General features: G+C 75.6%; 2 protein-coding genes. Both read right to left on the bottom strand.

Features of this window, described 5'->3' with window-relative positions; genetic code table 11:
• Positions 1 to 918, bottom strand: a 918-nt coding sequence (locus AB8Z36_RS40690; protein ID WP_369218374.1) for an anthranilate synthase component II, incomplete at its 3' end; no start/stop codon positions are given.
• A 208-nt stretch (positions 919 to 1,126) separates the two neighbouring features.
• The coding region (locus tag AB8Z36_RS40685; RefSeq protein ID WP_369218373.1) for a thioesterase II family protein at positions 1,127 to 1,478 on the bottom strand (352 nt) is incomplete at its 5' end.

Raw genomic sequence — 1,478 nt, 5'->3', positions numbered from 1 at the left:
TGTACGGCTCACCCGTACGGGAGAACGCGGCGCGAAGGGCCGCGTGACCAGTGGGGCCTTTCCTACGCTGGCGACACTGGCGGTGCGTGGTGCGGTCGCGATGCGGGGCTGCGAAGAGGCGCCCCCCCCCCCCCCCCCCCCCCCCCCCCCCCCCCCCCCCCCCCCCCCCCCCCCCCCCCCCCCCCCCCCCCCCCCCCCCCCCCCCCCCCCCCCCCCCCCCCCCGTGTGGACCCCGGTAACGGGTTCCTTCGCTGCTTCGGTCGTCAGATGAAGCTGGTGCGCGAGGCGGCGGKCGGTACGGGAGGGGGCCGCCGCGTCGGCGGCCGGGCGCGGAGAGGTGCGGTACCGCTCGGTGAGCCTGCGGAAGTTGTCCAGGAGGCGGTGCCCTTCCTGGGTTCCGATCGACTCGGGGTGGAACTGCACGCCCCACAGGGGCAGAGTGCGGTGGCGCAGCGCCATCAGAACCCCGTCGGGCGACCAGGCGGTGGCCTCAAGCTCCGGGGGCAGGTCGGTCACCGCCAGGGAGTGGTAGCGCACGACCTCCAGGGGGTTGGGCAGTCCCTCGAAGAGGCCGGTGCCGTCGTGCCGTACGGCGGAGGTCCGGCCGTGGCGGGGTTCGGGCGCGCGGTCCACCCGGGCGCCGTGGGCCAGCGCCATGCCCTGGTGGCCCAGGCAGACGCCGAGCACGGGCAGGCGGCCCTCCTCGGCGATGGCGGCGCACAGGCCGAAGTCGGCGGGGCGGTGCGGGGTGCCGGGTCCCGGGGAGAGCACCACGTTGTCGAAGGCGTCGAGCAGGCCGGGCCGCCAGGCGGGGTCGTCGTTGCGGATGACCTCCGGCTCCCGCCCGTTGACCCGGGACAGGTAGTGGAAGAGGTTGTAGGTGAAGGAGTCGTAGTTGTCGACGAGAAGTGTGCGCATGGTGTCCTTGTCCGGGGGCGCGGGAGCGGAAAGTGACATGAGGGGCGACGGACGGGATCGCCGTCCGGCCGTGTGCGGGCTCTCCGGTGGTGCGTCGGCCACGGCTGGGGGTGAGCGGACTCGGGCACGGCTCCGACGGGCGTACGCCGGTCACGGCTCCAGCACCGGCCCGGGCGGCGGCGGTCCCTCCGGCGCCCGGGCGGGGAGCTCAGGAGGCCGCGGTGGGCGCGGCCGGGTCCAGGGCGCGCCCGATCTCGGCCTGGACCGCCGCGAGGTGCTGGGTGAGGAAGAAGTGGCCGCCGTCGAAGACCCGCAGGCGGTGGGCCCCCGTGGTGTGCTCCTGCCAGCGCTCGGCCTCCTCGACGGTGGTCAGCGGGTCGTCCCGGCCGGTGAGGACGGTCAGGTCGCAGCCCACCCTGCGGTCGGCGGGGCAGGAGTAGGTCTCGATGGCGCGGTAGTCGCCGCGCAGCGCGGGCAGCGCCATGCGCAGGATCTCCTCGTCGCCGAGGACGCCCGCGTCGGTGCCGTTGAGCCGCTTCATCTCGGCGACGAGGAGATCC

This window comes from Streptomyces flavofungini, from assembly GCF_041028215.1.
Classification (GTDB): Bacteria; Actinomycetota; Actinomycetes; order Streptomycetales; family Streptomycetaceae; genus Streptomyces; species Streptomyces flavofungini_B.
The sequence above is the reverse complement of the archived record's forward strand: the minus strand, read 5'-3'. Positions and strand labels throughout refer to the sequence as shown.